Genomic DNA, 25,519 nt, shown 5'->3' with positions numbered 1-25,519 from the left:
AAGTTAGATGCTAATAGTTATATGGAATAAATTAATTTATTAACGCCTGATTCTGTTTTGGTATTGTTAATCCAAGTCATGGGTAGATAATAAAAACAGATGAAATACCTTATGTAATGTAATAACAGAAGGTGATAGATTGATTAATTTCTTAATGATAATCAGGCGTTATATTTTTTCTATATATCAATTCAACAGTTTTCTTTTCAGGTATCGCTTTTCTTACATTTTTAACTTTTCAACTGGCAGCTTTCTCGTAAAATGCGTATCACGGTATCTGCTCCGCTGCGATTGGGGTTAATGCGGATCATACGGTGTTCCAGTGTAGGATCTGTTTGGCGAAAGGTACCAGAAATGCGGTAAAACAGGGGAGGGATTTCAAATTTTGATTCTGCGCCTACCGGATAAGGCAGTGCTCCGAATGTATGGGCTGCGTTGAGTATCCTTTCTGCAATCGGTTCGTAAAATTCCACTAGCAGGACTTTTGATTGGGCATTGGCGAGGAATGCCTGTTTCACTTGTGGCAACTCCCCTTGATTCAAGCGTGCGACCAGTTCGTCATTAACTTCTGCCTGCACTGCGTGTATGACGGGAGCGAATACCATACCCCGCAAGGCTTCCATTGCCTGATAACCTTGTATCTGGCAGCCGCCGGAATACATGCTGTGGCGAAGGTTATCAATGATTGCCTGTTCTCCGACAACAATTCCAATCCCTTGTGGTCCCAATAATTTAAAACAAGAGAATGTGGAAAGTGTTGCGCCATACTCACAACCAATCTGTGCCACTTTCATAACCGCATAATTATCGTCCACTATTGAAGGAATGTGATATTGATTCAGCGTGTCAATCACTGCTTGCAGGGAGTAGCTGTCAGATATCTTCTGGCGTGTGTGCTGAACAAGACAGGCCACAGGTTGGTATTGCCGGATGGCAGCCACAATTTGTTCCGGGTGATTGAAATCCGCCTTAACGATGTGTAGCCCCATTTGTTCAATCGATACTTTGGTGGTGGGGTAAATGGGCGCATTATGTACAAGCAGCGTTGAATTGGGGCTGACTAAGGCGGCCAGCCCCGCACGTAATGCGCCGGTTCCTGCTCCATTGACAAAGGCTGCTGTTTCAGCGCCAAAAAACTCCGCAATTACTGCCTCAATACGTCGGGTCATTCGTGGCTGGTGTAGATCTGGGACTAAGCCCAGATCACCTTGCGAAAGAAAATCAGCCCCCGGAAAGTGACGACAGATAATATCCACCAGCTTGAATTGCTGCCGTTGTGCTTGTGCCATCGTCATGCTTTGCAATGGATAGGTTTTCATTTTCTTATTTTATTCCCAGCAGAAAGAGCAAGTTCGCAAGAATACCTACGGTAATGGTTGCGATCGGACCGATCGCCATTTCCACTAAAGGACGTTTAGAGGTACGGTTGAGCAGGTAGATACCCGCCACGATCATAAAGCCCATTCCCGGCAGAATGGCGTTGGAGGCAATCATAGCACCAACCAGCAAGGCCACTTCGAGCATTTTGGTGATCGCGGTACGAATGTGTCCGCTACACGCTTTCACGCCAGGGTATTTATCCAGCCAGATAGCAATTTTCGCCAGCAGTTGGATTTCAATGAACATGGTGATACCACCCGCAACAAAGGCAATCCACGGGTTACTGGTCGCCAGCCCCGCCACAAATACGAATTTCATGCCATTCGGACTGTAAACCCCGGTCGCTATCGCTGTTGTGCCCACTAATGGAATAAAACCAATGGCACGTGCCAATGCGACCAGTAATGCGTTTGTCTGCTCGCCTTGCGCCATCAGTTGCAAGGAAACCGGGCCTTCCGCCAGCAGGCTGAAAGACATGGTTGCCGCACTGGCGGTCAGGCCACCACACAGAATCAGTAGCCACTTGTTTTTCTGGATGCGTTCTATACGGGTCGAGAACAGGCCGACCAAGACTTCATTGGCGCCTTTTTGCGCTGTCGATTGAGCGGGCCGCTCGCGCATCGCAAAGTAGAACATGGCAATCATCGATAGCAGCAATGCAGCGCCGTTAGGGTCAATGCTGACGGGTTTTTCGATCATGCCGCCAAAACTCAATGGGCCGATGGCTTTGGTGGCCAGATAGCCAACCAGTGCAGTGAGCATGACCAATAGACCTTTGCGATAGCCATATTGATAACCGACGACCATGGCAGGGAATAGGGCAAAGCAAGCCACAATCGGATCACCCACTTTTTTGAGGTCATCAGTAAAATTGACGGGCAGCATCGCAAACAGTTCTACCACCGAACGCAGGCCGGCCAGCAAGGCAATGGCATACAGGGCGCCGATGATACCAGAGGCGATAAAGCCTCTTCGGCTGTTGGCACACCAGATGCCAATCATGTCAGTGCCGAGTAACAGACTGTGAACCAGCACAATGGGAGCGGTGAGTGAAAAGGGAATACCAAAACCGACAACTAAACCAATGCTCAGGGCGAAGCTGGTTGCGGCGAGTACTTTTCGGCTCATCCGTCCTTCAAGGTACTCAGGCAATAGAGGACGCAGGCCATCATGGAAAACTGCGATACCGCGGTTTGCCATCATGGCGGCAATAGCCCCGATGGCTGCCAATAATCCCGCTTTGAAAGGATCAACTTCCATCAATCTGAGCAGGAAATCATGGAGATGCTGCATGATAGGCTCCTTATAGTGAGATGATGGTGTTAATTATCACTGGCAGGACGATCTCAATATCTTGCCCTGTGAAACCAAATGCTTTTTTACCTGCTTTCACGTGAGCAATAATTTCGTCATCAGACAGAATCTTACCCGGCATGCCTATGGTGGCACATTGTTCGAAGCCGATAAGGGCGATTGCGATTGCTAATGCACCACCACCACCGGTGTTGCATGCGCCAAGGTAGTAATCTGCTTCGCCATTTTTAATTGCCATAGCTGCTTCGATGTCATTCATGACTGTAATGGAAGTCGCTTTATCTCCTGCTAATTGACGAATATTCTCAGCTATCGCCTCTTTTTCTATTTGTCCACCAATGACAAATCTCATGCTGTTATCCCTCTCTTTGTATCTTCTATCGGATTGCTTTTAAAAATTATTTTTTTTCTATTTTTTCCTGAACGCGTTTTTTTAAAAACCTTGTTCTTGAAAACCTTGCTTTGGAAAACTCAACGTTGGAAAAATCGTACAGGATTATCACGTAGCATTTGGTCTATCTGCGTTTGGGAAAAACCCGCTTCCAGCAACATAGGAACGAATACGGTTAACAGGTAGTCGAACCCATTTCCTCCATTGCTTTTTAAATGAGAGCGGCGAGTGATATCTTGGGAAAGCATGACTCGCTCAAGTAACCCAAACTTGGCAATTTCCTGCAACATGGCAATGCGTCGGCTGTCTGGGTAGTAATTATTTTTGCCGATTGTATCGAATTGTACCCATGCCCCGGCGTCCAGCAGCGGGATGATGGTATCCAGATTATCTTTAAGGTCACAATGGCCGATAGCCACATGCTCAGGGGATACGCCAAATCCTTCCAGCAGTGTCAATTGTTCGAGTCCCATTGTACTCAATGTGGTGTGGGTGGAAATGGAGCAACCTGTGGCCTGATGTGCCAGTGCGGCGGCGGCAAATACTTTTTTCTCATTTTCGGTGATTTGCCCGAGGCTGGAGCCTATCTCTGCGATCACCCCGGCTTTTAATTCGGTACCATCAATGCCGATTTCGATCTCTGAGATCATATCATCGGCGATCGTCTGTACACTCAATTCACTGAAATGGGCCGGAAAGAAGGGCTGTTTATAGTAGCCTGTCGAGGCGATGATATTGATGTGGGTATCACGCATTAAATCCAGTAGAAAAACCGCATTGCGTCCCATGTAACGGTTAGTCATCTCCACGATATTCCTTACCCCAAGGGTATAGAGATGATGCAGCTCATCAACGATCAGATCATATTGATCCAATCGGCAATCGAGACTGCCTTTTGCACCAGAGAGATCGATATGCAGATGCTCATGTACATAGGTATAGCCTGAGGCGTCAATGCGGTTATTTGTTGCTATTACCAGATGATGATTTACGGTTTGATTTTCTGATGAATGTTGCAGTGTGTACCCCCGGCTTTTAACTTGATATCTTTGATATCCCACGGCCCGAGTGTGCCTTCAACTGCATTAATGCTGGATGAGGAATATGAAGCGGAATGTGTGGGCGTATCCCCAGTCTGGTTGTAGTATCCCATAAAATGTTTGCTCAGGATCATGCGGTAAATCCACTACAGCGAAAATAACATTATTCAATGGCGGAATAATATTATATGTAACACCTCTGTTGAGGGATTATTTAGGATAGCCACTATTTTTCCAATTTCCTTGACTGTCATAAATGCCTTCAAGTTTTGGAGAACCTGATTGGATACCTGAAACAAGAGCGACATCACTGCGAGTCACGAAAATTTGAGGGCGGAAACACATGATCACAGGACTACCGATAGGATGCGTGCCTGACAGTGGGAGATTGTAATCAATGCAGGGTTCTCCCAATCGCAATATGCGCACTTTTTTGGGCGAAATCGTGTGCTCAGGGAAAATCAGCGCATGTTTCATATGCCCGCGTTTATAGTAACCGCCACCATAGCAGTAACTATTGCCATCGTGGTGATGAGAGACTTCCGTGACATAGACCATCGCAACATGTTCCGGCTCTTGACCACTGATATTGGCGGGGACAGTTCCGGTCAAGGCATGGCCCGGTTCCAGATGGGTGGCGCCGTATTTAGCCAGTAATGGTATTGTGTTACAGCTTGATGCTGCCGGGGCATTGATTTGTGAAAGGTTAATTCCGAGTTGTTCGAGTCGGTTTCTCGCACGAATGAGGGTCAGCAAGTTCGTGGTAGGTAAGGTTATCTGGTATCGTTCATCCCATGACAGACAAGGGAAATGTGTCAGTCCGCTCAATTTAATGCCGGGCATGTGTTTTAAGATATCCACGGTGGCATCGAGTTCACTGAAGGTGATACCCGCTTCCTGGCCGGGGAAAGTAATATCTCGTTTATCAAATACTTTCAGCATGACGGGCTGAATTCGTCCCAATTTCTCCGCAGCATCCGAAATGGCTTGTGCTTTTTCAAGCGAATATACTGTGATGATATCTGGCTTATGCCTGAGCATGGTTTCGATTAAATGTGCCGGTGTTTGCACCAAATGGCCGATGTGGCACAGTGGTATACCATGCTGGCTCAGGCTATAGGCTTCCCTGAAATCGACAGCGACAACTCCGCGATAACCGAGTTCAACCAATTTCTTGGTCAGCCATGGATTGCGCCCGATTTGTTTGGTCATCAAATAGAGTTCAATGCCGTACTGCTCTGCGGCCTGTAGTAAGCGCCGTCCATTATTTAAGACCTGATCGACATCAATGATGTAAGTATCTGGCAAAATGACGCCCTGTTGCCAAAGCTCTTTTGCAACTTCAATCAATTTGGGGTTCTGTTTTTTCAGTGCGTCAATAAACATAAGCTTCCCTTCATGTCTGTCTGCAAAGCAGCAAGGCTGTGTAAGAATCAAAATTTTCTATGAAAATAAACCTTCATTTTTTTGAATATTTATAATGGAATCAAAAGTTAGCCACTTTCGATCGAAAGCATTAAACCATATAAATTCACTAACAGATAGCCTTCTTCGTTGGGATCTAGCTTCACTTTGAAGTTTTCTATCAAAGAGCGATGGATTGTCAGCAATCGATTGTAGTATTCAGACTGCTCAATTTTTGACAGTATGCCTTTATCCAGAGGAGAGACTCTTTCACCGCGACGTGAACGCATAAAAGCACTTGCCATATGGGTAAGCGCCATTTCGCCTTGTGGGTGATGGATAGGGATACGCCAGATATCTTCCAGAACATGCACAACATTCAGCATGTCATCGTAGATATCTTGGTCTATGACACCACCTTGCAACAAGATAGTTAAGCGTTGTTCTACCATTGACTTTTGTTATACGCCAGTATTAATAAATCATTTATTTTGCTTGTCGGAGTGTCAATAAACGGGCTCGATGGTGCCTGCTACGACATTTCGTTGATGAGTCAGCAAGGCATCCTTATCAACCATCGTATGCAGGAGTTGCTGGATGGGGATATTATCCTTACGGGCAAGGATAACGGCTTCAGATGCTTTGATAAAGCATTCGCTGTTATCGGGGAGTTGCGTCATCAGGCCCTGTGCTATCAGTTCGCGGCCTTCTCCGACGTTCCAGATGGCCGCATCAATGTGGCCTTTGATGATTTGATTCAGGCATTCATGGTAAGAGACCTCGACCAATTCAATTTCTTTTCCGGCAAAAAATTGCTCTGTCATTATTTTTTGGTCTGCTGAGGTACTGTCTAATCCCACGCGGCGAATGGATTCCACTTCGCCATGACGAAAGATTAGTCTATGCCTGTCTGTATAACTTTGTGTCCCTAGTGAAAGCGCAATATATAGATCTTTATTTTCTGGGTGCTGCTCTGCGGCAAGTCTTGATGTTACAGCTAAGTCGTAAACACCATTCAATAAACATTCAATGCGGATATCTGAGCCACGCATATGCGCAAAGTAAAAAGGAACACCTGCACATTGAGCTTTTAAACCACTTGCCAGCCCTTCATAGGCACGGGTATAAGGAAGAGGCATTGCGCAGACCACATTGCCGATATTGGCATATTCCAAAAGCAATTTGTGGTTTATCTGAGCAAGGAAACTACCATTACGACCACGACGCTTAATTCCAACCGCCTGCACCTGTTCGAGAGATTTTAATGCTGCTTGCATCAAACCCACGGACAAATCGCACTCTTTAGCCAGTAACTCAATGGTTTTCAGGCGGTTACCACATTTTTCAGAGAGGAGATAACGGGCCAGAAAAGCCTGTGCAATCCCCTCTTTTTTAATGAATGTTTGACTTATCATTACAAGTTGTTATCCATTCTCATTTATATTCATAAAATTGAACATAAACCGCAACAAGCGAATTAAAGAAAGGGGATTAATATCACAATTATTAAAAAAATTAAAATTTAAAAAATGATAAAGTTTAATATTATCAATATATTGAAGATATATTTTTATTTTGCCCTGATGATGCCAAAATCACTATCATGGGAGAATATAGGGAATGTGGGGGGAATTTCTATGCTTGTTCACTGTATTCTTCTTCCTGGATGGTGATTTTTGCTACACTATTTATCACGTGATAGAATAATTAGTTTATATTCTTTACGTTATTATTATATGAATCAATAAAATATCCTGTTGGATTTATTTTGTTTAAGAGCATCGAGACTTGGTTTTTTCTGTTGTTATATGCAGTAATAAATCTTGTTTGTTTCAGCATTTTATTTTAGTTTCATATTTTAAGTTGTTTTTTATCTATACCTAATGTATTTCTAGCTGTGGCGCAGTTAATAAAGCTGTTTTTTGAAAAATACAGTGTATACATCAAAAGGTTGCCACCTATGAAAATTACTGCCAATCATATTTCGATTGAAGTTGAAGATAGTGGTGGGGAAACACGCCCAGCCGTTTTGCTGATCATGGGGTTGGGAATGCAGCTTATTGACTGGCCTGATGAAATAGTAAACCGATTAGTAGCGGCCGGGTTTCGCGTGATCCTTTATGATAACCGTGATGCCGGGTTAAGCCAGCGGTTTGATCATGTCCGGCAGTCCGCGTTTTTTTGGCAAAAACTCCGTTTCCGTTTGAAGTTGCCGGTTCGTACTCCTTACAGTATGCAAGATATGACAGATGATGCTTTGGGAGTACTTGATGCGTTAAATATTTCACAGGCTCACATTATTGGTGCCTCAATGGGAGGTATGATTGCCCAAAGGCTGGCAGCAACTTACCCTGAACGAGTTATCAGTTTGGTGAGTATTATGAGTTCAAGTGGTGCTCACTATCTTCCCCAGCCTCAGCCAGAAGTGATGGCGGCATTATTGGCTAAGCCGAGAGGCACCAGTGAAGATGAGCTGATCTCTCATCAACTTAACATCATACAGGTTGTTGTTTCTCCCTCTGAATCATTAGATAAAGATAAGTTGGCCCAGCATTTGCGGATGACCTTACGCCGTAGGGGGTATCATCCCAACAGTTCAATGTGGCAGACATTGGCGATAATGGCAGATTCTCACCGAGTCGATCTTTTGGCAAAAATTCGTTGTTCAACATTGGTTGTACATGGTGAAGATGATCCTTTGATTCCGATTGTTTGTGGAGAAGATACGGCCAAACGTATCACCGATGCTGAATTTTTATCAATCCCCAAAATGGGGCATAGTTTCCCACCACAATTTATGCAAGCGATGACAGAGAAAATTATTCCATTTTTGCATGGAGCAAAATGATAAAGGGAGTAAAAAACTGAATAATTAAATCTATGCTTTTAGCATAAGGGTAAAATGATATAATTAAGGTAAATCACATGAAAAAAAATATTATTTTTATTTATGGTGAAAATACAGCCAGAAAAAATTATTTTCAATATCTTCTCAAAAGAGATAAGAGTGAAAACGTGTATATGTTAATAGATGATCTAAATATGGCAATAAATATATTGCCAAACCCGGAAAGAAATCGGAATCAGGCAGGAAGAATAATGAGGAATTTTATTTCCTTTATGAATCAGAAAAGTAAAAGTGAATTTACAAGTAATGATTTTTATTATTTATATAAAAAGGTATCTGGTTATATGCAAGGTCGAGCTTGTAAACTAGAAATAGATGCTTGTCGTTATATCTATGAAAATTGGATATCCTTTATACTTAAAAATAAGGATAGGTTATCATTTCATAGCACCTTAATGAAAAAAGCGAAAAAGTACAATGTTGAACTTAATAATGAGGAAGGCTTAGGTATAAAGTTTATAAATAAAAATATAACAATGAACTCTATAGATATAAATGAAGAAATTAAATTTGATTGCTTTGGTATTAGCATCATTAAGCGTATTTTTAGTGAATTCTACAAAGGGGATACAGAGGGACTTAATGCTTTGATAAAGATAGAAGAAGGTGTTGAAGAAAGAGATTTTGAATTTCTTAATAAGGCTCAGTATATTCTTTTAGTTTCATTCTCTGTTGCTATTGTTAGGAAATTATGTAAGTTAGGGTTAGAATGGGTTACTAAAGAATCCAGAAATCCAAATTCACCGATTAAGGGTTTTTGTTTTATTGAAGATTACTTTGCTATGCAATTATCTCGTGATCATCAAGTTAATAGATATCATGCCAGATTAGGTGAATATACACGTCAGCATCATCCTTGGAGAGAAGAAAAATCATTTGAAAGTGGTAAATATTGTAGTTCGATTACAGAGTCAGAATTTAGGTACTTAAATAAGACTATCATACCTAAAAATAAAATATTCCATCAACAAACAGAACAAGATGAATGTCTAGGAATTGATGAAGAAGTATTTAATATTTTGAGTAATATGAAATACTATATCGTGAGATAATAAAGTTTTTTATATTAAATCGAATTCTAATGTATTTCTGGTAATAAATTTTTAAGTGATATTTGTTTGAGTTAGAATCTGGCAGGTGCCCTTCATTAGGATTGTTTCATCTTTATTCCCATCAAGAATATTTACTTTTATTGTAAAGATTAGGGATGGGAATCCATTTGTTTTAGGTATTGGTATTACAGATCAACAAGTTAGCTTCTTAGTCATTATATACATTGCGCTTTGCTGTTTTGGGCTGGTAAAGATGATATTTTTATGCCACTTCATGCCCTTTCTGACATAAAATTTGATGGCAGATTCATTCTGTTCTAATACTTCCAACCAAAGCCATTTTTGTCTCTGTTCTTGAGCAATCTTCACTACATGATCAAATAATTGATCACCGTATTTCTGCCCTGTCAGATGTGGCATCAGGTAGAGCTTATGTAAATAGACACCGCTGAGGTTTGTATCAGGAATAGGTTGATTGAAGACGATTTTGCTAAAGCCGATGATATCGGAATAATTCGTTTTAAAATGCCCGGAATCTGAGCTGATGGCTTGTTGAGATTCGGCAATAAACCATGTGTGATCAGGGGATTGGAGCGAGGTTGATATTTGCTCTACTGAGCACTCCCCCGTAATATATTCCTCCAGTTCGTCTCTGTCATACCACAAATCGGAAAAGTGAAAACGGTAGCTTGTCTCAAGGAGTTGGGATAGTAACGTTGCATCTTCTATCGTCGCTTTCCGCATAGAAAACATAAGTATCTCCAGAATTATTTACTGGGAATCAGGTAATTGTTTGATATCTCGTTGATAAGGAGTTCCCCTGCCAGCCATTCACCGTAGCCCGTTACAATGGGATTTTATCCTGAAAATGTGAGGCTTAGATATCCGTCAAATTGTCCTGCAACATATTGGCTGCGGATAACATACTATCATGATGATAAAAATATGCTTTAGAAATAACCAGTTGAATTAAATGAAAAATAGAGTAATTCCAATGGATAATAAGGATGGTTGATTCCGAAAATTTATTGCTTTTGGAAGTGCGTTAATGAGCAGAAAAAAACGTCTAAGTAAGGAAATAAGGGGCTATTCTCAGAATGTATGAAAGCATGACGTATGAAAATGAAAAATGGCGATGCTCTATCGCCATTTTTATCATCACCTTTTATGCACGCTAACCAATTTTATCATTAAGCGGCGGCTTTGATGTTCTGTGACAGCCAATCCGCGACACGCTGTTTTTGTTCATCGGTGAGCCACATACCTAACTTAGTACGGCGCCAAATGGCATCGTCCAATTGTGTTACCCATTCGTGATCAACCAAATAACGCAGTTCAGCTTCATACAGGCCATGACCGAAGAATTCACCAAGATCAGTCAATGCTTCCGCGCCTTTCAGAATGATTTCGCTGTGGTTGCCGTAAGTACGGGCATAACGTTGTGCCACACCTTCTGGCAACCAGTTGTAACGCTGACGAAGCAGTCGTGCATAACCATCGCGGTCATGGCCTTCCAGCTCACCACCCGGTAATTTGCCATTTTTAGTCCATGCCTTGCCCGCATTTGGATAGTATTGTGCCAGCTTATCCATAGCGTGTTCAGCCAATTTACGATACGTCGTCAGTTTGCCACCGAAGACGGACAGTAATGGCGTCTGGCCTTGTTCATCCTGTACATCCAGCGTGTAATCACGGGTAATCGCTTGTGGTGAGTCAGATTCATCGTCACACAGAGGGCGAACGCCAGAATAAGTCCAGACAACATCATTGCTGGTAAGCTGCTTCTTGAAGTGGTCGTTATAGACTTTCAGCAAGTAATTGATCTCTTGCTCATCAATGTTGACTGCTTTTGGATCGCCTTTGTATTCAACATCGGTGGTACCAATGATGGAGAATTCGTCATTCCATGGGATCACAAACACGATGCGATTATCCTCGTTTTGCAGGATATAAGCCTGTGGTTCATCGTGAACGCGAGGGACTACAATATGGCTGCCTTTGATCAGGCGGATGCCGTAAGGCGATTTCAGTTGCAGGCCGTTATCGAAGAAATTTTTCACCCATGGGCCGGTTGCGTTAACCAGGCCTTTTGCGCGCCATGTGTTGGTTTCGCCAGTTGTGAGATCTTTGGCTTCAACCATCCAGTAATCATTTTCACGCCATGCGCGGGTCACTTGGGTACGGGTACGCACTTCGCCCCCGTGTTTTTGCACTTCTTGCGCATTCAGAACAACCAGACGTGCATCATCAACCCAACAGTCGGAATATTCAAAGCCGCGGGTGATCGATGGCTTCAATACCGAATTTGCACCAAATTTCAGCCCCTTGCTGCCCGGTAAGCTAACGCGTTTGCCTAAATTATCGTACAGGAACAGGCCAATACGGATCATCCAGGCCGGGCGCAGGTGTGGTTGATGTGGCAGACGAAAACGCATTGGGAATGCAATATGCGGAGCCAGTTTCAAGAGCACTTCACGTTCTGCCAATGCTTCGCTGACCAGACGGAATTCGTAATGCTCCAGATAGCGTAAGCCACCGTGGATCAGTTTGGAGCTGGCAGACGAAGTCGCACTGGCCAAGTCTTGACCTTCCAACAGCAGGACAGAAAGTCCCCGGCCAGCAGCATCTGCTGCAATACCAGCGCCGTTAATTCCGCCGCCGATTACAATCAAGTCTTTGGTTTCCATTGCATACCCTCTGAAATGTTCGAAACAGTTCTTTAATGTTCGTTTTCGCTCAAAGATTGTAATCAAAAATTCATCAAGCGCCAACCATTAACTCAGAAAAAACATATTCACGTGATATAGGTAACAAATCTTTATCATATGCTTAAGATTAATAAGGATTTTGCGGGATACAAATTTTAAAGGGGATAATTATAGGAGGGATAACCCCACCTAAAATTTCAGGCGGGGAAGCGTCATGGCATCAAAAGTGGTCAGCAGAGTTCCAGTTTGACGCTGTGTTGTTCGATGATTTTCTGAATATTGGGAGGTGGGGCTTTGTCTGTGAATAAGAAATCAATGAGATTCATGTTGCCGAGGTTGACCATGGCACTGCGGCCAAATTTAGAATGGTCGGCAACTAGCATAACACAACGGGAATTTTCGATAATGGCGCGCTTGGTGCGGACTTCGTGGTAATCAAATTCCAGCAGGGAGCCATCGCTGTCAATGCCGCTAATCCCAAGAATGCCGAAATCAAGACGGAATTGAGAGATGAAATCCAACGTTGCTTCACCAATGATGCCGCCATCGCGGGAACGCACTTCACCACCTGCCAAAATCAGGCGGAAATCTTCTTTACCCATAAACAGGGTTGCGACGTTGAGGTTGTTGGTGACAATCCTCAAATCGCGATGGTTGAGCAAGGCATGCGCTACGGCTTCAGGGGTTGTCCCAATATCAATGAACAGGGTTGCGCCGTTTGGAATTTGGGTGGCAACCTGCTGAGCAATACGCGCTTTTTCATTTGACCACATAATCTTGCGGTCATGGTAAGCGGTATTAACAGAGCTGGATGGCAATGCGGCGCCCCCGTGATGACGCTGGATTTTATTTTTATCTGCCAGATCATTTAAATCACGCCGGATGGTTTGCGGGCTGACGTCAAAATGTTCAACCAGCTCTTCAGTGCTGACATAACCTTGAAGGCGCACCAGCTCGATTATTGCATCATGTCGCTGAGTTTGCTTCACAAAATTCCCCTAATGTTTTCAGAGATGGATTATAGTTGGCCCAAATTATTCGGAATATTATTGATTCTTTTGTTTACGCAAATTATCCCATAACCCCATCAATAACCCGATGATTAGTCCGGCGATATGGGCAGCATTGGCGATATTTAATGAAAACAGATCGAAATAGCCAACCAATAGCCAGATAACAGAGATAGCGATTAACCCTCTGGGAGCACTGATCCCGCGTTTGGGCGACATCTCACCCGTTAGCCAAACGTATCCGATCAACGCGTAGACCACTCCAGACAGCCCCCCGAAATGAGATCCACTGAACAATGATTGTGCCCAACCACTGAAAAAGGCAGAAACTATCGTGATTTCAAAAAGTTTTCCGGTACTGATCTTTTGTTCTACCTGACTGCCAAAATACCACCACAGTGCGAGGTTAAAGAGGATATGAGTCAGTGAAAAATGCAGCAGGGCGGGACTAACCCAACGCCATAACTCCAGATATTGATGACTGTTAGGCCACGCCAGCCAGTTCATGACATCGGGCGTGCCGGGCGTGCCCTCCGTTGTCATCCAAAGATAAACGAAGGCACAAAGTGCGGCGACGACAATCGTCAGCGGGCCGGACTGGCTTTTGAGCGTGTTCCAGTTCAGATTATTGCGATATTTAAATGAGCTGTTAGATTTGCCTGTTTGCCAACTGGCAGCTTGGTAGCGTTCATTGAGAGGATCGCGGGCAAAATGTTGAAGCTCCTGTTCAACTAAACTTAACTGGCTGCTATCTTCCAGCCATAGTTCAACGAGCAATGGCTCGTTAGTCGGCCGCATGGTTAAATGAATGCCTTGCGTTGCCATATAATCAATAAAGGCCTGAGCCAGTCGAGGGTTGGATATTGAGGTTACATGGATCATTGCTCGTCTTATTTCTGCCTTAAGTTGAAATTAATCACACAGGGGCTAATCGCCTTGAAATTAGCGCACTAAAAGATTCATAGAGTGTGGACAGCCTGAGGATAGTCTTTCTGCCAGCCTTCAAAGCCGCCATTGACACTGTAAACCGTCTCAAACCCCATATTGATGAGATATTGAGCGGCTCCCTGACTGCTATGACCGTGATAGCACATCACCATGACAGGCTGGTCAAAATCCGCTTCTTGTAGAAAATTATTAAGCGTTTCATTCGTTAAGTGGAATGCGCCTGTCACGTGCCCTGCACGGAAACTTTGCGGGTCACGGATATCAACCATGATGGCGGTTTTATCGAGCCAGTGCTGGTAAGCCTGCTCAGGGTTTATCGTTTGAAAGTGGTCCATAAATACTCAACGTAGTTTCTCAAATTTTCATTTTCACTATATTCATTTCTTAATGGTCGTCTGGTATGACCTGACCGCCTTTCCAATGGGGGTATTGGAAAGGCGTAGGAATATAGGCAGAAAATGTCAGAAACAGAAAAATAATCAGTAATACGAGTGTTCACCGCGCTGGTGTTCAGTCAGATCTCTCACCCCTTTTAATTCAGGGAACATCTGCAACAACTGTTTTTCAATCCCTTCTTTCAGGGTGACATCGACCATTGAACAGCCGTTGCATCCACCGCCGAATTGCAGAATGGCATAACCTTCATCGGTGATCTCCATCAGGCTGACACGACCACCATGCCCGGCTAGCTGAGGATTAATCTGCGATTGCAGGACATACTCAACGCGCTCAATCAGTGGAGCATCGTCAGCCACTTTACGCATTTTGGCGTTCGGTGCTTTCAGGGTCAGTTGGGAGCCAAGTTGGTCGGTCACAAAATCAATGACGGCCTCTTCCAGAAAAGGGGCACTGATTTCATCAACATAGGCAGAAAGTTGGTCGAATTTCAGTTCGACATCAGTGGCTTCAACAGCATCCGGTGGGCAATAGGAAACGCCGCATTCAGCAGTCGGGGTTCCCGGATTAATGACAAAAACACGGATCTGTGTGCCCGGTTCTTGATTTGCCAAGAGCTTGGCAAAGTGCGCTTGCGCTGCTTCAGTAATATTAATCATGTCATTTGCTCAATAGTTGACTGTTCTAGTTGGTTATAATACGCCCATTTATAAAGATTCTACAAGGTTCGGCAGATTGCCCAGGCTTGTACGGAGCTGGCACCCGCACGAATTAACAATTGTGAAGCTTCATGCAGCGTTGTGCCCGTCGTGATCACATCATCGAAAATCGCAACATGTTGATCGGTAAAATCGCCCCGCAATTGAAAGGCATGCTTAAGATTGGTTTTCCTCTGAGCGGCAGATAAACCCTGCTGCGAGAGTGTAGCACGTGTGCATTGCAAAAAGTCTGGCTGATACGGACATTGCAGCCAGCGCGATAGAGGTTGAATCATTAATTCAATGTGATTGAAACCGCGTTGCCAACGTTTTTTGCTGTGCAGAGGAATACCCAGAATATGATCTGGTTTGTACCAGCGGCCTTCACGATAGCCTTGCAACCAATGCAGCAGGAACAGACGCGCCAGAACTGCCGCGAGTTGTGGCGTATTGTGATATTTATATCGCCGGATAAGCTGGCTTAATGGTGGCGTGTAATCTGTAATCGCGATCAGGGACTGCCATGGCGGGGGATATTTCAGGCAGCGCCCACAGGGAACATCTCCGGATTCAGAAGGCAATGCGCAGCGTGGGCAAACATGTTGCAGCCGTTTTAATTGTTGATGGCAAATGTGACAGACTCCGTGATGGGCAAAATACAAATTTTGATGGCATAGCCAACAGTATCCAACCATTGTTAGCATAGTGACCTTCCTTGGTGACAAATAAAGCGAGAATAACAATGAATCAGTTGTTTTGGCAGACAATTGGTGATGCACCACGTGATCTTGTGATGCTGCATGGTTGGGGATTGAATGCCGAAGTATGGCGTTCAGTGGAAATGCGCTTGGCTCCGCATTTTCGTTTGCATCTGGTGGATTTGCCGGGCTATGGCCGCAGTCAGCCATATCCTGCCATGTCACTGGCGGACATGGCAGATACGGTATGGCAACAAGCACCAGAAAAAGCCCTGTGGTTGGGCTGGTCTTTGGGCGGATTGGTTGCCAGCCGGATTGCACTGGATCATCCTGAGCAGGTTGCTGGTTTGGTGACAGTGGCTTCTTCACCCAAATTCAGTACAGATGGAGATTGGCCGGGTATTAAGCCTGCGGTATTGAGTGCATTTGAACATCAATTAAGTGCAGATTTTCAGAAGACAGTCGAACGTTTTCTGGCTTTGCAGACGTTGGGGACAGATAGTGCGCGTCAGGATGCCCGTGTACTGAAATCTGTGGTTTTGAACCAGCCCATGCCGACAGTGGATGTACTTAATGCGGGGTTGGAAATTTTACGTACTGATGATTTAAGGGCGGAACTGTCACAGCTTCAATTACCTTTCCTGCGTGTTTATGGTTATCTTGATGGGCTGGTGCCGCGCAAGATTGCTGCACAGCTTGACAGAGAGTGGCCGAATACACATTCCGTTATTATGCGAAATGCCGCTCATGCTCCTTTTATTTCTCATCCTGATGAATTTGTTGAAGTATTAATGGATTTTACTTCCAGCATAGGATGGTAAATACTCAACATTACCCATAGCCATTAATGGTTATGGGTAATCGTTATGGATAATCAGCCGTTTTATTTGCCGGGATAAACTTCGGTCACAATTTCGGGTGTATTAACGATAGTATCGAGGACAGGGCAATGATTTTCGACAAAAGCAATAAAATCACGGATCTCTTGTTCGGTATTATCTGCATCAATATAAAACTTGGAGGTAATTTTGGAAAATCCTAATTTGGCGTTTTTATTTTTGCCCATGAAACCATCGGTATCCAATTCTCCTTCTACTTTTACCTGAATATCGTTCAGTTTGATTTTATGCTTGCGGGCAAAACTTTTTGCGACAATACATTGGCATGCACCAAAAGCAGACAACAACGCTTCTATCGGACTCATCGCCTCATCCGTTCCCCCCAGACTTTCCGGCTCGTCTATGTGAAAGGTAAAATCCCGTGATGAACATTTCATTTTGAGACGACCAACTGACTCAACTGTTGCGGTAAATAACTCTTTAGGCATATTACTATCCTCAGGTTATTAATATCAGGAAATGGTGTACCAAATAATAAGGAAGAGATGTTTATTTTTCAATTTGTTGGTCATGAATAAATTTATTTTTTTTGCATGAATGTTTTTTGTTTAACATTGAGTAAGATACTTTGGATTACAACATGGCTTTATTACTAAGTTCCAATATAAAAACAGGTTATTACTTGCTAATAAGGAGTTTAATTTGGGAATTCAAGTAAAAAAAGAATATATCATATTCATCGTCTTCATCACTGTTTTTCTGGCACAGCTAGGTATGTCAATGTATTTACCTGCACTGCCGTTGATTACTGATGCGTTATCCAGCCAGCAACAGGATATTGCATTGTCTTTCCCTGCATTTTTAATTGGTATGGCTGCATTAATGCTGGTTTGGGGAAGTTTGAGTGAAAAATATGGCAGAAAAACGATGATCTTAATTGCCATACTCTTTTATTCACTGTGCAGTTTCAGTATAACAATGGTCAACAATGCCGACATGTTCATTCTTCTCCGTTTCCTGCAAGGAGCCGGGGCCGGCGGAATGACATCTCTGTCTCGGGTATTACTTAAAGATAACTTTAGGGGTGATCAGCTAACTAAAAGTTTAGCCTGGCTTTCGATTTCATTTGTTATTTCTGTGGGAATCGGACAATTTCTTGGGGCTGCCGTGACAAGATTTTCGGGCTGGCAGGCTATTTTTTTCAGTTTAGGTATTGTCACGCTGATATTGGCTCTGTTCTTTTCTTATCTCAAGTTGCCTGATATCCAATCAGCACCTCCCACCCTTTCTTCCAAACTGGCTTATGTAGAAATCTTGCGGAGCCGGCGATTTCTCCTGCCTGCGTTGGCGGGCGGGTTGGGGTATGGTGTCGTTGTCACATTTAATACGAATGCGCCATTTATTTTTCAAACAGCTTTGCAATGGAGTGCATACGAATACGGTTTATTGGGCTGGCCGATTACCCTTGCCTATTTTCTGGGAGCGGTGATAGTCGGTCGCTATGTTGTCAGAAAAGGTCGTAAGCTCATCGTCTTTATCGGCTTAGGGTCATTATTGTTCGGCGCTTCTGCGATGTTGTTGGGAGGAATATTTTATTTCGCATTGCTTCTCTGGTTGTCGTATTGCATTGCTCTTGTCGGGGCAGCGATTATGTTTCCTGTCAGTATGTCGGTTGCTATTGATAAATCCCCGGTTGGTGGAGCTTATCCGGTTGCGTTGAACAGTTTTATTCATCAAGTGATGGCGGCAATGATCGGCGCTATTGCCAGTATATTGCCAAGTCAGTATCCCTGGATGACGGCAGCTTTAATACTTGGCTTGGCTGTAGGCGTGCTAATCTGCTCTGTTTGCTCTGATTTGGCAAAAGATGAAAAGGTTAAATGAGCCATGATCTTCAAAGAAAATTGCCTGCCCGATAAGCTTAATCAGGCAGGCAATCCTTTAGTATTTACAGGGACAGATGCTTAGTTTTTTACTGGCAGTTGATAAATTTTCGAACCACATTTCTGCGTTTCCGGGCACTGCTTGCAGCCGCCGCTTAAACAGGAAGAAGTATCCACTTCCTCCAGTTTACCCATTGCGACAAGCTGCTTGAGCATGGCTTCCACCATCGGTAGTGGTGCTGAAAACTGATAGCTTAATGACCTTGCGTCAGTACGCCCGTTAAGGGCAACGGCGTTTCTAATTTCCAGCAGACTAATCATCTATCGCTCCTATTAATCGCTAATGGCAGTTAATGGCAGTTGCCGTTTGAGCATTCGCAGTTACGATCGGTGGTGTTATTGAACGTGACGGTCACTTTGCTGCGCGCACGGCGTAATCCAATAAAAACCAGAACGTTAAACAGGATCACGGCCAGAATTGTTATCAGGCTACTTTCTGGGTGGGCAGAAAACGTTGTGGTTTGATAAAACAATGCTGCAAGTGAATAAGCGACGTTCAATCCCCACAGGATGGAGAAAGTCATCCAGCCACGGCTGGTTTCACGTGCAATGGCTCCCATGACGGAAACACAGGGTACGTATAACAGTACAAAAATCAGGTAACTGTAAGCAGAAATAGCAGAGCCAAATTTGGCGCTCATTGTTCCCATAGAACCGCGATCCATATCCCCATCGCCTTTGCTGGCTTCTATCGGGTTGGAAAGTGCGCTTAAGGTAAAGGTTTCTTTCAGGCTGTCCCAGGTTTCTGCAACAGCGTCTTTCAATTGATCCGGCAAATTGAATTCATTCGGGTCGAATGGTGCCTGAGTGATGTTTTCTGCGGTGTACAGGGTGTTCAGCGTTCCAACAACAACCTCTTTGGCCATTGCCCCAGTGATAAGCCCGACAGTGGCCTGCCAGTTATCAGAATGCACACCGATGGGCTGTAATACTGGCGTGATCACTTTACTGACAGAAGCCAGAGCTGATTGGTTAATGTTATCCACGGCTTTACCTGAGAAAGAGAAGCTGTTCAGAGCGCCAATGAACATACTTGCCGCGACAATGACTTTACCTGCTCGTATCACAAAACCTTTCAGTCGCTGCCATGTCTGGAGCAGCAGGGTTTTAGTATGTGGAACGTGATAGACCGGCAGTTCCATCACAAATGGTGATGCTTCACCACGCATCAGGGTGTATTTGAGCAGCAGCCCTGTCAGGATGGCGATGACAATCCCCAATATATACAGGGAGAAAACGATGCTTGCTCCGTTTTTGCCGAAGAAAGCGGCTGCAAAGACAGCAAAGATCGCCAATCTTGCCCCGCAGGACATAAACGGTGCCATCATGATGGTAATCAAACGTTCACGAGGGGCATCCAGGGTTCTTGAACCCATCACGGCAGGCACATTACAACCAAAGCCAACAATCAGGGGCACAAAGGATTTACCCGGCAATCCCATAGCCTGCATCAGCCTGTCCATAACAAACGCGGCTCGCGCCATATAGCCTGAATCTTCAAGGAAGGAGAGGAACAGGTACATCATGCCAATCTGGGGAACCAACGGCAGTACCGTGTTGATACCGCCACCAATACCTTGGGCAAGGAAAACCGTCAGCCAATGCGGGAAATGGAGAGTATGACCAAGCCATTGCATTCCATCAATGAAAATGGCGGCAGAAGCCCCTTCGAAGATGGGTTGCAAGGCGCCGCCAATATTGATAGCCAGCACAAACATCAGGTACATGACAAACAGGAAAATAGGCAGACCTAACCAGCGGTTCAGGATAACGGTATCCAGTACTTGGGTCAGTTTATTTGGTACGGCTGATCGGGTATCAATGACCGCCAGACATATCTCACTAATCGTCTGATAGCGTGCGCCCGCAATGATCAGATCGGGTTCTTCAATCTGTTGCTGTTGCAGGCGAGCCTGACTTTCAGCTAGCTGTATCTGGGTCAGGCCGGAAATCCCACGGCTGTAAATATCCCCTTCCAGTACCTGTAAAGTCAGCCAGCGACGCTGCTGTGGGCTGAATGTCCCCGTGACTTGGCGTGAAAGATGGGAGACTTCCTGTAATAGTGAATCAGGATATTCAATCTGCACAGGTTTAGCATTTTGCGGGTGATCATCGATGGTTTTTTTCAGTACATCGATCCCTGTGGCACGGGTTGAAACCAGCGGGATAACCGGACAGCCTAGGCGCTGTTCCAGTGCCGCAACATCAATATTGATACGCTGGTTTTGAGCGATATCCAGCATGTTCAGCGCAATGATGCAGGGAATGCCCAGTTCAATCAATTGCAGTGAGAGATAAAGATTACGCTCCAGATTCGACGCATCAACAACATTGATCAACATATCCGCTTCACCACTAAGGATATAGTGACAGGCAATCTGCTCATCGATGGATGTTTGCTCAGAAATGGTGGTGAGGGAATAAGTGCCGGGAAGGTCGACAAGATCGACCTGATGGTTATCGGTGGTAAAGTGGCCGGTTTTGCGTTCTACCGTAACACCCGCCCAGTTTCCCACGCGTTGGTGGGAACCAGTAAGCTGGTTAAAAAGTGTCGTTTTGCCAGCATTGGGATTACCAATCAGGCCAATGGTTAATTGTTTCATCATACTTTTGTCAATCACGAAGTGACTTTCGTACTTTAGCTATATATTTAGTACTCTAGTTATACTTTAGTACTGCGGTTATCAAAGTGTGTGGATGATCGTTATTCTGAACTAAATTAACTCAGCGCCTTGTTAGTTCAGATCTTCATTCAACATGAGAAATGCTAAGTCTTGTTTACGAAGGGTAAGGTTGACCCTGCGTGTTTCGATTTGTATGGGATCGCCTAATGGAGCAAAGCGAATAACCTGAAATGTTGAGCCCGGTAACATGCCGAGTGACAGTAATTTTTGTCGGTAAGCAGGGCTGATCTCTGGAGAAAATCCCAGAATTTTATACTTGCGTTCTGGAATAAGAACCATATAACTCTCCATTTTGACTGAAAAAATAAGTGATTATAAGAATTATTATCCTCAATGAAGGGAATTTCACAAGGAAAAAGTACGGTAATTTCTCTGAATTCTAATTGTTAATGATAATAATATGCAACTGCAATATGGGTTATTTATCCTGAATAGTGTGGAAACAAATTGATATTAATCAAATTAATGGTGATTTTATTGAAAATAAATAATTATCAGGAATATTTAATATTCGGAAAAAATTTCTTTATTAATAAGCCCCGTTAATAAACGGGGCTGGTTGATTGCTATTTTATTATTAATTTGATGAATGATTGATTGGCTTTTATTAACCTTTTGGCGGGTAACGCAATTCACTCAATGGAACCTGAACGCGCTCATCATCTTGATGCTGGCTCCAGGCATCCGAGTCGTATACCCACCATGCCTGAATTTCCAATTCATAGAAACGGCGTATGGCATGGCCTTGATAATCACTGATAGGGCGAGCCTTTTTCTTTCTGACATTTGCATCAGGATAAGTTTTTAAGAAAAAGTAGTCATAGGTTTCCTGTAGTTGATCATCGGGGACTTGGCGGGCGTAGCCAACGAATTGAGCGCCCGCCAGATCCAGCGATGAATCAGGCGTGACCCGGCTACTGTAGATTGTACCGCTGACACGGGGATTGATATGTAATTCCCGCGAATGTCGGGTATCTCGCTTTGAGTACCAGATCAGTGTCAGTGGATTGTATTTCGGAATATAGAACATCGTCGATGACCAGACAGAATCTGCATCCGGATCGTGAGTGGAAAGTCCGAAGAAACGTATATTGCTGAGTAGCTTAAAACTGCTTTGGACATATTTATTCATGGTTTTTCCTCAACAGTGTGTATTCGTTATTTATACCTAAAAACCGAAACCCATTGGATATAAGGACATTAGGATATTATGGAAGATTTATATTTTTATATTATTCAATAAGTTCCCATTATGATGAGATTTATTGCGAAATGAATTATACGGAGTATTCGTTAAAATATGCAGGTGTAGTCACTTATTCAAATTTATTACATCAGCAATAAATAGAATCATTATTATGAAAATAATAGCTTTTTTACGTATAACCAGTAAAGGTCTTTTTATCCGGTGCGCCGTAAAACCTCTCGTCTTTCAGAGGCTGCCAATTATTTTTTGAAAGATCCTGAACTGGCACAATGGCACCAGTTCAGGAAATTATTTACGTAAGCTAACGTTTCTTCGTTAATTAACGTTTGTGCTAATTAACGTTTTTTATTAAAGGCTGCCGCCAACGCATCACTCATGGCGCTGTTGGCTAAAGGTGCAGAACCTGAACGCGAAATATGGCGGTTTCTGCCATTGCCGTTGCGGTTATTGCGACCTTGGTCATTGCTATCCTGACGGTTACCACCTTGAGCACCGCGGCGTATTTGTGTTTCACCTGGTTGTTCATCAAGACGCATGGTCAGTGCAATACGTTTGCGGTTGAGATCAACATCCATCACTTTTACTTTGACGATATCGCCGGTTTTCACCACGGTATGGGGATCTTCTACAAAGCGATCGGACAGAGAGGAGATGTGCACCAAGCCATCCTGATGGACACCGATGTCAACGAAAGCACCGAAATTAGTGACGTTGGTGACCGTACCTTCCAAAATCATGCCGGTACGCAGATCATTCATCGTTTCAACCCCGTCAGCAAAAGTCGCTGTTTTGAACTCAGGGCGCGGATCCCGGCCCGGTTTTTCCAGCTCTTTCAGAATATCAGTGACGGTTGGGAGACCGAATTTTTCTGTCGTGAAATCCTGGGCACTCAGGTTACGCAGAGAAGCAGGATTGCCCATCAATTCAGGCAGGGTTTGCGCGGTTGTTGTCAGAATCTTCTCAACGACCGGATAAGCTTCTGGGTGAACAGTTGATGTATCCAGCGGGTTATCACCCTGATTGATGCGCAGGAAGCCCGCACATTGCAGGAAGGCTTTTGGCCCCAGGCGGTGAACTTTCAGCAGTTCGTCACGGTTGTTGAAGCGGCCGTTCTCATCACGCCAGTTAACGATATTCTGGGCAACATTACGGCTCAGGCCGGCAACGCGTGTCAGCAAGGCGACGGATGCCGTATTCAGGTCAACACCGACACCGTTTACACAGTCCTCAACCACATTATCCAGTTTTTTGGCAAGCTGGATTTGGCTGACGTCATGCTGATATTGACCAACACCGATGGATTTCGGCTCGATTTTTACCAGCTCTGCCAGTGGATCTTGCAGGCGACGGGCGATGGAAACCGCACCACGCAGGGAAACATCCAGTTCAGGGAATTCCAGTGCGGCCAGTTCAGAGGCGGAATAGACGGATGCCCCCGCTTCGCTGACCACGACTTTCTGTGCAGTAACGTCAGGATACTGTTTTTGCACGTTGGCAAAGAAACGCTCTGTTTCACGGGAAGCCGTACCGTTGCCAATGGCGACCAGCTCGACTTGATGCTTGGTACACAGTGCTGCAACGGTCGCAGCCGCTTTGTTTTCCTGACCTGTGTGTGGGTAAATGGTATCGGTGGCGATAAGCTTGCCTGTTGCATCAACAACGGCGACTTTCACCCCTGTGCGCAAGCCCGGATCCAGGCCCATCGTTGCCCGCATACCCGCTGGTGCGGCCATCAGCAGATCATGCAGGTTACGGGCGAATACGTTGATGGCTTCGTCTTCGGCTTTCTCGCGCAGTGTGCCCATCAGTTCGGTTTCCAGATGCAGCAACACTTTGATGCGCCATGTCCAGCTCACCACTGCCTTGCGCCAGCTATCAGCCGATGTATTATTCAGGCGCAGATTAAGGTGATCGGTAATAATTTGCTCGCAGTAGCTCTCTTTTGGCGCTTCCTCAAATTGAGGATCGGCATTCAAAGAGAGTTGCAGGATACCCTCATTGCGTCCACGGAACATAGCAAGGGCGCGGTGGGAAGGAACAGCAGAGATGGCTTCGTGATGATCGAAATAATCACTGAATTTAGCGCCTTCTTCCTCTTTGCCTTCGACAACTTTGGAGACTAAGTGGGCATTTTTCCACAGATAATCGCGGACTTTTGCTAGCAGAGCCGCATCTTCGGCGAAACGCTCCATCAAGATATAACGAGCGCCATCCAGTGCCGCTTTGGTATCAGCGACACCTTTGTCAGCATCGACATAAGCCGCTGCCGCCAGTTCAGGCTCTTGCTGCGGATCCTGCCATAGCAGGTCGGCCAGAGGTTCCAATCCGGCTTCAATGGCAATCTGCCCACGGGTACGGCGTTTAGGTTTATATGGCAGGTACAGGTCTTCCAGTTCGGTTTTGCTCAATGTCGCATTAATCGCGTTTTCCAGCTCAACGGTTAACTTTCCCTGTTCCTCAATAGATTTCAGAATAGTCTGACGGCGGTTGGATAGTTCGCGTAGATAACCGAGGCGGTTTTCGAGCTGGCGGAGCTGCGTGTCATCCAGACCACCGGTGGCCTCTTTACGGTAACGGGCAATGAAAGGAACCGTATTCCCTTCATCAAGCAGAGTAATGGCGGCTTGGACTTGCTGTGGTTGAGCCTGTAGCTCACCGGCAATGATTCGACTTAAAGATTCATTCATGGTCTGTTTTCTTCAACTTTCTTAGCGCCTGTAGATATCGTCGGATATCATCAGGCAGAGCCGGATAGGATCAAATTTCATCTGAAACAATATCGGCATGGTTCAAACTGGCTCCATTTATACGTGCTGAGCGCGATAATTTCCAGTTTAGCGCGATATTTCGGTCATGTTGCGACAGAATTCATCGAATATCTTCCGGGTTGAGATATAGT

The 25,519-nt window shown here is 44.6% G+C and carries 24 protein-coding genes; 4 read left to right on the top strand and 20 right to left on the bottom strand.

What is annotated here, in order from left to right; translation table 11 throughout:
• Nucleotides 1-230: 230 nt before the first annotated feature.
• The 7 genes from Xenpb_RS10005 to yhfZ form a co-directional block, all read right to left on the bottom strand.
• Entirely contained in the window at nt 231-1,319 is a 1,089-nt protein-coding gene (locus Xenpb_RS10005; RefSeq protein ID WP_187654185.1) for an aminotransferase class V-fold PLP-dependent enzyme, read from the bottom strand.
• Between the two features lie 4 nt (nt 1,320-1,323).
• Nucleotides 1,324-2,673: a YhfT family protein gene (locus Xenpb_RS10000; RefSeq protein WP_187654184.1), complete on the bottom strand. Its 1,350-nt coding sequence runs from the start codon at nt 2,671-2,673 to the stop codon at nt 1,324-1,326.
• A 10-nt stretch (nt 2,674-2,683) separates the two neighbouring features.
• A complete protein-coding gene (locus Xenpb_RS09995) occupies nt 2,684-3,046 on the bottom strand; it encodes a DUF2620 domain-containing protein (RefSeq protein ID WP_099112877.1) in 363 nt (120 codons plus the stop codon).
• 119 nt (nt 3,047-3,165) lie between these two features.
• Nucleotides 3,166-4,059 (bottom strand): phosphotriesterase-related protein, encoded by an 894-nt coding sequence (locus tag Xenpb_RS09990; RefSeq protein WP_187654262.1) that lies wholly within the window; start codon nt 4,057-4,059, stop codon nt 3,166-3,168.
• A gap of 276 nt (nt 4,060-4,335) precedes the next feature.
• Entirely contained in the window at nt 4,336-5,511 is a 1,176-nt protein-coding gene (locus Xenpb_RS09985) for a YhfX family PLP-dependent enzyme (protein ID WP_187654183.1), read from the bottom strand.
• Between the two features lie 107 nt (nt 5,512-5,618).
• A complete protein-coding gene (locus Xenpb_RS09980) occupies nt 5,619-5,981 on the bottom strand; it encodes a PRD domain-containing protein (RefSeq protein ID WP_187654182.1) in 363 nt (120 codons plus the stop codon).
• Nucleotides 5,982-6,035: 54 nt separating this feature from the next.
• Nucleotides 6,036-6,941, bottom strand: coding sequence for a GntR family transcriptional regulator YhfZ (gene yhfZ, locus Xenpb_RS09975; protein WP_368666813.1), 906 nt, complete (start codon nt 6,939-6,941; stop codon nt 6,036-6,038).
• Between the two features lie 548 nt (nt 6,942-7,489).
• On the opposite strand from yhfZ, the gene Xenpb_RS09970 reads away from it, so the two are divergent.
• Both Xenpb_RS09970 and Xenpb_RS09965 read left to right on the top strand, forming a co-directional pair.
• Nucleotides 7,490-8,377, top strand: coding sequence for an alpha/beta fold hydrolase (locus Xenpb_RS09970; RefSeq protein ID WP_187654180.1), 888 nt, complete (start codon nt 7,490-7,492; stop codon nt 8,375-8,377).
• 77 nt (nt 8,378-8,454) lie between these two features.
• Nucleotides 8,455-9,489: a hypothetical protein gene (locus tag Xenpb_RS09965; protein WP_187654179.1), complete on the top strand. Its 1,035-nt coding sequence runs from the start codon at nt 8,455-8,457 to the stop codon at nt 9,487-9,489.
• Between the two features lie 192 nt (nt 9,490-9,681).
• On the opposite strand, the gene Xenpb_RS09960 is transcribed toward Xenpb_RS09965, so the two are convergent.
• The 7 genes from Xenpb_RS09960 to gntX form a co-directional block, all read right to left on the bottom strand.
• The gene (locus tag Xenpb_RS09960; protein ID WP_187654178.1) at nt 9,682-10,242 is read right to left on the bottom strand and encodes a GNAT family N-acetyltransferase; all 561 of its coding nucleotides are present in this window, start codon (nt 10,240-10,242) and stop codon (nt 9,682-9,684) included.
• Between the two features lie 437 nt (nt 10,243-10,679).
• Complete coding sequence (glpD, locus tag Xenpb_RS09955) at nt 10,680-12,176, bottom strand: glycerol-3-phosphate dehydrogenase (protein ID WP_187654177.1); 1,497 nt, start codon at nt 12,174-12,176, stop codon at nt 10,680-10,682.
• 251 nt (nt 12,177-12,427) lie between these two features.
• A complete protein-coding gene (locus tag Xenpb_RS09950) occupies nt 12,428-13,186 on the bottom strand; it encodes a DeoR/GlpR family transcriptional regulator (protein WP_187654176.1) in 759 nt (252 codons plus the stop codon).
• Nucleotides 13,187-13,243: 57 nt separating this feature from the next.
• Entirely contained in the window at nt 13,244-14,089 is an 846-nt protein-coding gene (gene glpG / locus Xenpb_RS09945; RefSeq protein WP_187654175.1) for a rhomboid family intramembrane serine protease GlpG, read from the bottom strand.
• 77 nt (nt 14,090-14,166) lie between these two features.
• Nucleotides 14,167-14,490 (bottom strand): thiosulfate sulfurtransferase GlpE, encoded by a 324-nt coding sequence (gene glpE / locus Xenpb_RS09940; protein WP_187654174.1) that lies wholly within the window; start codon nt 14,488-14,490, stop codon nt 14,167-14,169.
• A gap of 144 nt (nt 14,491-14,634) precedes the next feature.
• On the bottom strand, nt 14,635-15,210 hold the full coding sequence (nfuA, locus tag Xenpb_RS09935; RefSeq protein ID WP_187654173.1) for a Fe-S biogenesis protein NfuA: 576 nt from the start codon (nt 15,208-15,210) through the stop codon (nt 14,635-14,637).
• Nucleotides 15,211-15,269: 59 nt separating this feature from the next.
• On the bottom strand, nt 15,270-15,953 hold the full coding sequence (gene gntX / locus Xenpb_RS09930) for a DNA utilization protein GntX (RefSeq protein ID WP_187654172.1): 684 nt from the start codon (nt 15,951-15,953) through the stop codon (nt 15,270-15,272).
• A gap of 38 nt (nt 15,954-15,991) precedes the next feature.
• Here gntX and bioH point away from each other — a divergent pair, with 38 nt between their 5' ends.
• The gene (gene bioH / locus Xenpb_RS09925) at nt 15,992-16,768 is read left to right on the top strand and encodes a pimeloyl-ACP methyl ester esterase BioH (protein WP_187654171.1); all 777 of its coding nucleotides are present in this window, start codon (nt 15,992-15,994) and stop codon (nt 16,766-16,768) included.
• 62 nt (nt 16,769-16,830) lie between these two features.
• Here the strand turns inward: bioH and Xenpb_RS09920 are convergent, their stop codons facing one another.
• Nucleotides 16,831-17,274, bottom strand: coding sequence for an OsmC family protein (locus Xenpb_RS09920; RefSeq protein ID WP_187654170.1), 444 nt, complete (start codon nt 17,272-17,274; stop codon nt 16,831-16,833).
• Nucleotides 17,275-17,488: 214 nt separating this feature from the next.
• Here Xenpb_RS09920 and Xenpb_RS09915 point away from each other — a divergent pair, with 214 nt between their 5' ends.
• Complete coding sequence (locus tag Xenpb_RS09915; RefSeq protein WP_222942935.1) at nt 17,489-18,670, top strand: MFS transporter; 1,182 nt, start codon at nt 17,489-17,491, stop codon at nt 18,668-18,670.
• Between the two features lie 80 nt (nt 18,671-18,750).
• Here Xenpb_RS09915 and Xenpb_RS09910 read toward each other — a convergent pair whose 3' ends face one another.
• From Xenpb_RS09910 to Xenpb_RS09890, 5 genes are all read right to left on the bottom strand, one after another.
• Nucleotides 18,751-18,990, bottom strand: a complete 240-nt coding sequence (locus Xenpb_RS09910) for a FeoC-like transcriptional regulator (protein ID WP_187654169.1) — start codon at nt 18,988-18,990, stop codon at nt 18,751-18,753.
• A 29-nt stretch (nt 18,991-19,019) separates the two neighbouring features.
• Entirely contained in the window at nt 19,020-21,332 is a 2,313-nt protein-coding gene (gene feoB, locus Xenpb_RS09905) for a Fe(2+) transporter permease subunit FeoB (protein ID WP_187654260.1), read from the bottom strand.
• Between the two features lie 132 nt (nt 21,333-21,464).
• Nucleotides 21,465-21,692, bottom strand: coding sequence for a ferrous iron transporter A (gene feoA, locus Xenpb_RS09900; protein ID WP_099112892.1), 228 nt, complete (start codon nt 21,690-21,692; stop codon nt 21,465-21,467).
• A 328-nt stretch (nt 21,693-22,020) separates the two neighbouring features.
• Nucleotides 22,021-22,545: a pyridoxamine 5'-phosphate oxidase family protein gene (locus Xenpb_RS09895; RefSeq protein ID WP_187654168.1), complete on the bottom strand. Its 525-nt coding sequence runs from the start codon at nt 22,543-22,545 to the stop codon at nt 22,021-22,023.
• A gap of 410 nt (nt 22,546-22,955) precedes the next feature.
• The gene (locus Xenpb_RS09890) at nt 22,956-25,307 is read right to left on the bottom strand and encodes a Tex family protein (RefSeq protein ID WP_187654167.1); all 2,352 of its coding nucleotides are present in this window, start codon (nt 25,305-25,307) and stop codon (nt 22,956-22,958) included.
• Nucleotides 25,308-25,519 lie beyond the last annotated feature (212 nt).

It is taken from the genome of Xenorhabdus sp. PB62.4 (genome assembly GCF_014467285.1).
Lineage (GTDB): Bacteria > Pseudomonadota > Gammaproteobacteria > Enterobacterales > Enterobacteriaceae > Xenorhabdus.
The sequence above is the reverse complement of the archived record's forward strand: the minus strand, read 5'-3'. Positions and strand labels throughout refer to the sequence as shown.

Excerpts from the sequence above, each read along its gene's own strand:
- gntX (WP_187654172.1), bottom strand. The coding sequence starts at position 15,953 with ATGCTAACAATGGTTGGATACTGTTGGCTATGCCATCAAAATTTGTAT.
- Xenpb_RS09960 (WP_187654178.1), bottom strand. The coding sequence starts at position 10,242 with ATGTTTTCTATGCGGAAAGCGACGATAGAAGATGCAACGTTACTATCC.
- Xenpb_RS09970 (WP_187654180.1), top strand. The coding sequence starts at position 7,490 with ATGAAAATTACTGCCAATCATATTTCGATTGAAGTTGAAGATAGTGGT.
- feoA (WP_099112892.1), bottom strand. The coding sequence starts at position 21,692 with ATGGTTCTTATTCCAGAACGCAAGTATAAAATTCTGGGATTTTCTCCA.
- Xenpb_RS09965 (WP_187654179.1), top strand. The coding sequence starts at position 8,455 with ATGAAAAAAAATATTATTTTTATTTATGGTGAAAATACAGCCAGAAAA.
- Xenpb_RS09995 (WP_099112877.1), bottom strand. The coding sequence starts at position 3,046 with ATGAGATTTGTCATTGGTGGACAAATAGAAAAAGAGGCGATAGCTGAG.
- glpE (WP_187654174.1), bottom strand. The coding sequence starts at position 14,490 with ATGGACCACTTTCAAACGATAAACCCTGAGCAGGCTTACCAGCACTGG.
- glpG (WP_187654175.1), bottom strand. The coding sequence starts at position 14,089 with ATGATCCATGTAACCTCAATATCCAACCCTCGACTGGCTCAGGCCTTT.
- bioH (WP_187654171.1), top strand. The coding sequence starts at position 15,992 with ATGAATCAGTTGTTTTGGCAGACAATTGGTGATGCACCACGTGATCTT.
- glpD (WP_187654177.1), bottom strand. The coding sequence starts at position 12,176 with ATGGAAACCAAAGACTTGATTGTAATCGGCGGCGGAATTAACGGCGCT.
- feoB (WP_187654260.1), bottom strand. The coding sequence starts at position 21,332 with ATGAAACAATTAACCATTGGCCTGATTGGTAATCCCAATGCTGGCAAA.
- Xenpb_RS09985 (WP_187654183.1), bottom strand. The coding sequence starts at position 5,511 with ATGTTTATTGACGCACTGAAAAAACAGAACCCCAAATTGATTGAAGTT.
- Xenpb_RS09920 (WP_187654170.1), bottom strand. The coding sequence starts at position 17,274 with ATGCCTAAAGAGTTATTTACCGCAACAGTTGAGTCAGTTGGTCGTCTC.
- Xenpb_RS10005 (WP_187654185.1), bottom strand. The coding sequence starts at position 1,319 with ATGAAAACCTATCCATTGCAAAGCATGACGATGGCACAAGCACAACGG.
- Xenpb_RS10000 (WP_187654184.1), bottom strand. The coding sequence starts at position 2,673 with ATGCAGCATCTCCATGATTTCCTGCTCAGATTGATGGAAGTTGATCCT.
- Xenpb_RS09910 (WP_187654169.1), bottom strand. The coding sequence starts at position 18,990 with ATGATTAGTCTGCTGGAAATTAGAAACGCCGTTGCCCTTAACGGGCGT.
- Xenpb_RS09890 (WP_187654167.1), bottom strand. The coding sequence starts at position 25,307 with ATGAATGAATCTTTAAGTCGAATCATTGCCGGTGAGCTACAGGCTCAA.
- Xenpb_RS09980 (WP_187654182.1), bottom strand. The coding sequence starts at position 5,981 with ATGGTAGAACAACGCTTAACTATCTTGTTGCAAGGTGGTGTCATAGAC.
- nfuA (WP_187654173.1), bottom strand. The coding sequence starts at position 15,210 with ATGATTAATATTACTGAAGCAGCGCAAGCGCACTTTGCCAAGCTCTTG.
- Xenpb_RS09895 (WP_187654168.1), bottom strand. The coding sequence starts at position 22,545 with ATGAATAAATATGTCCAAAGCAGTTTTAAGCTACTCAGCAATATACGT.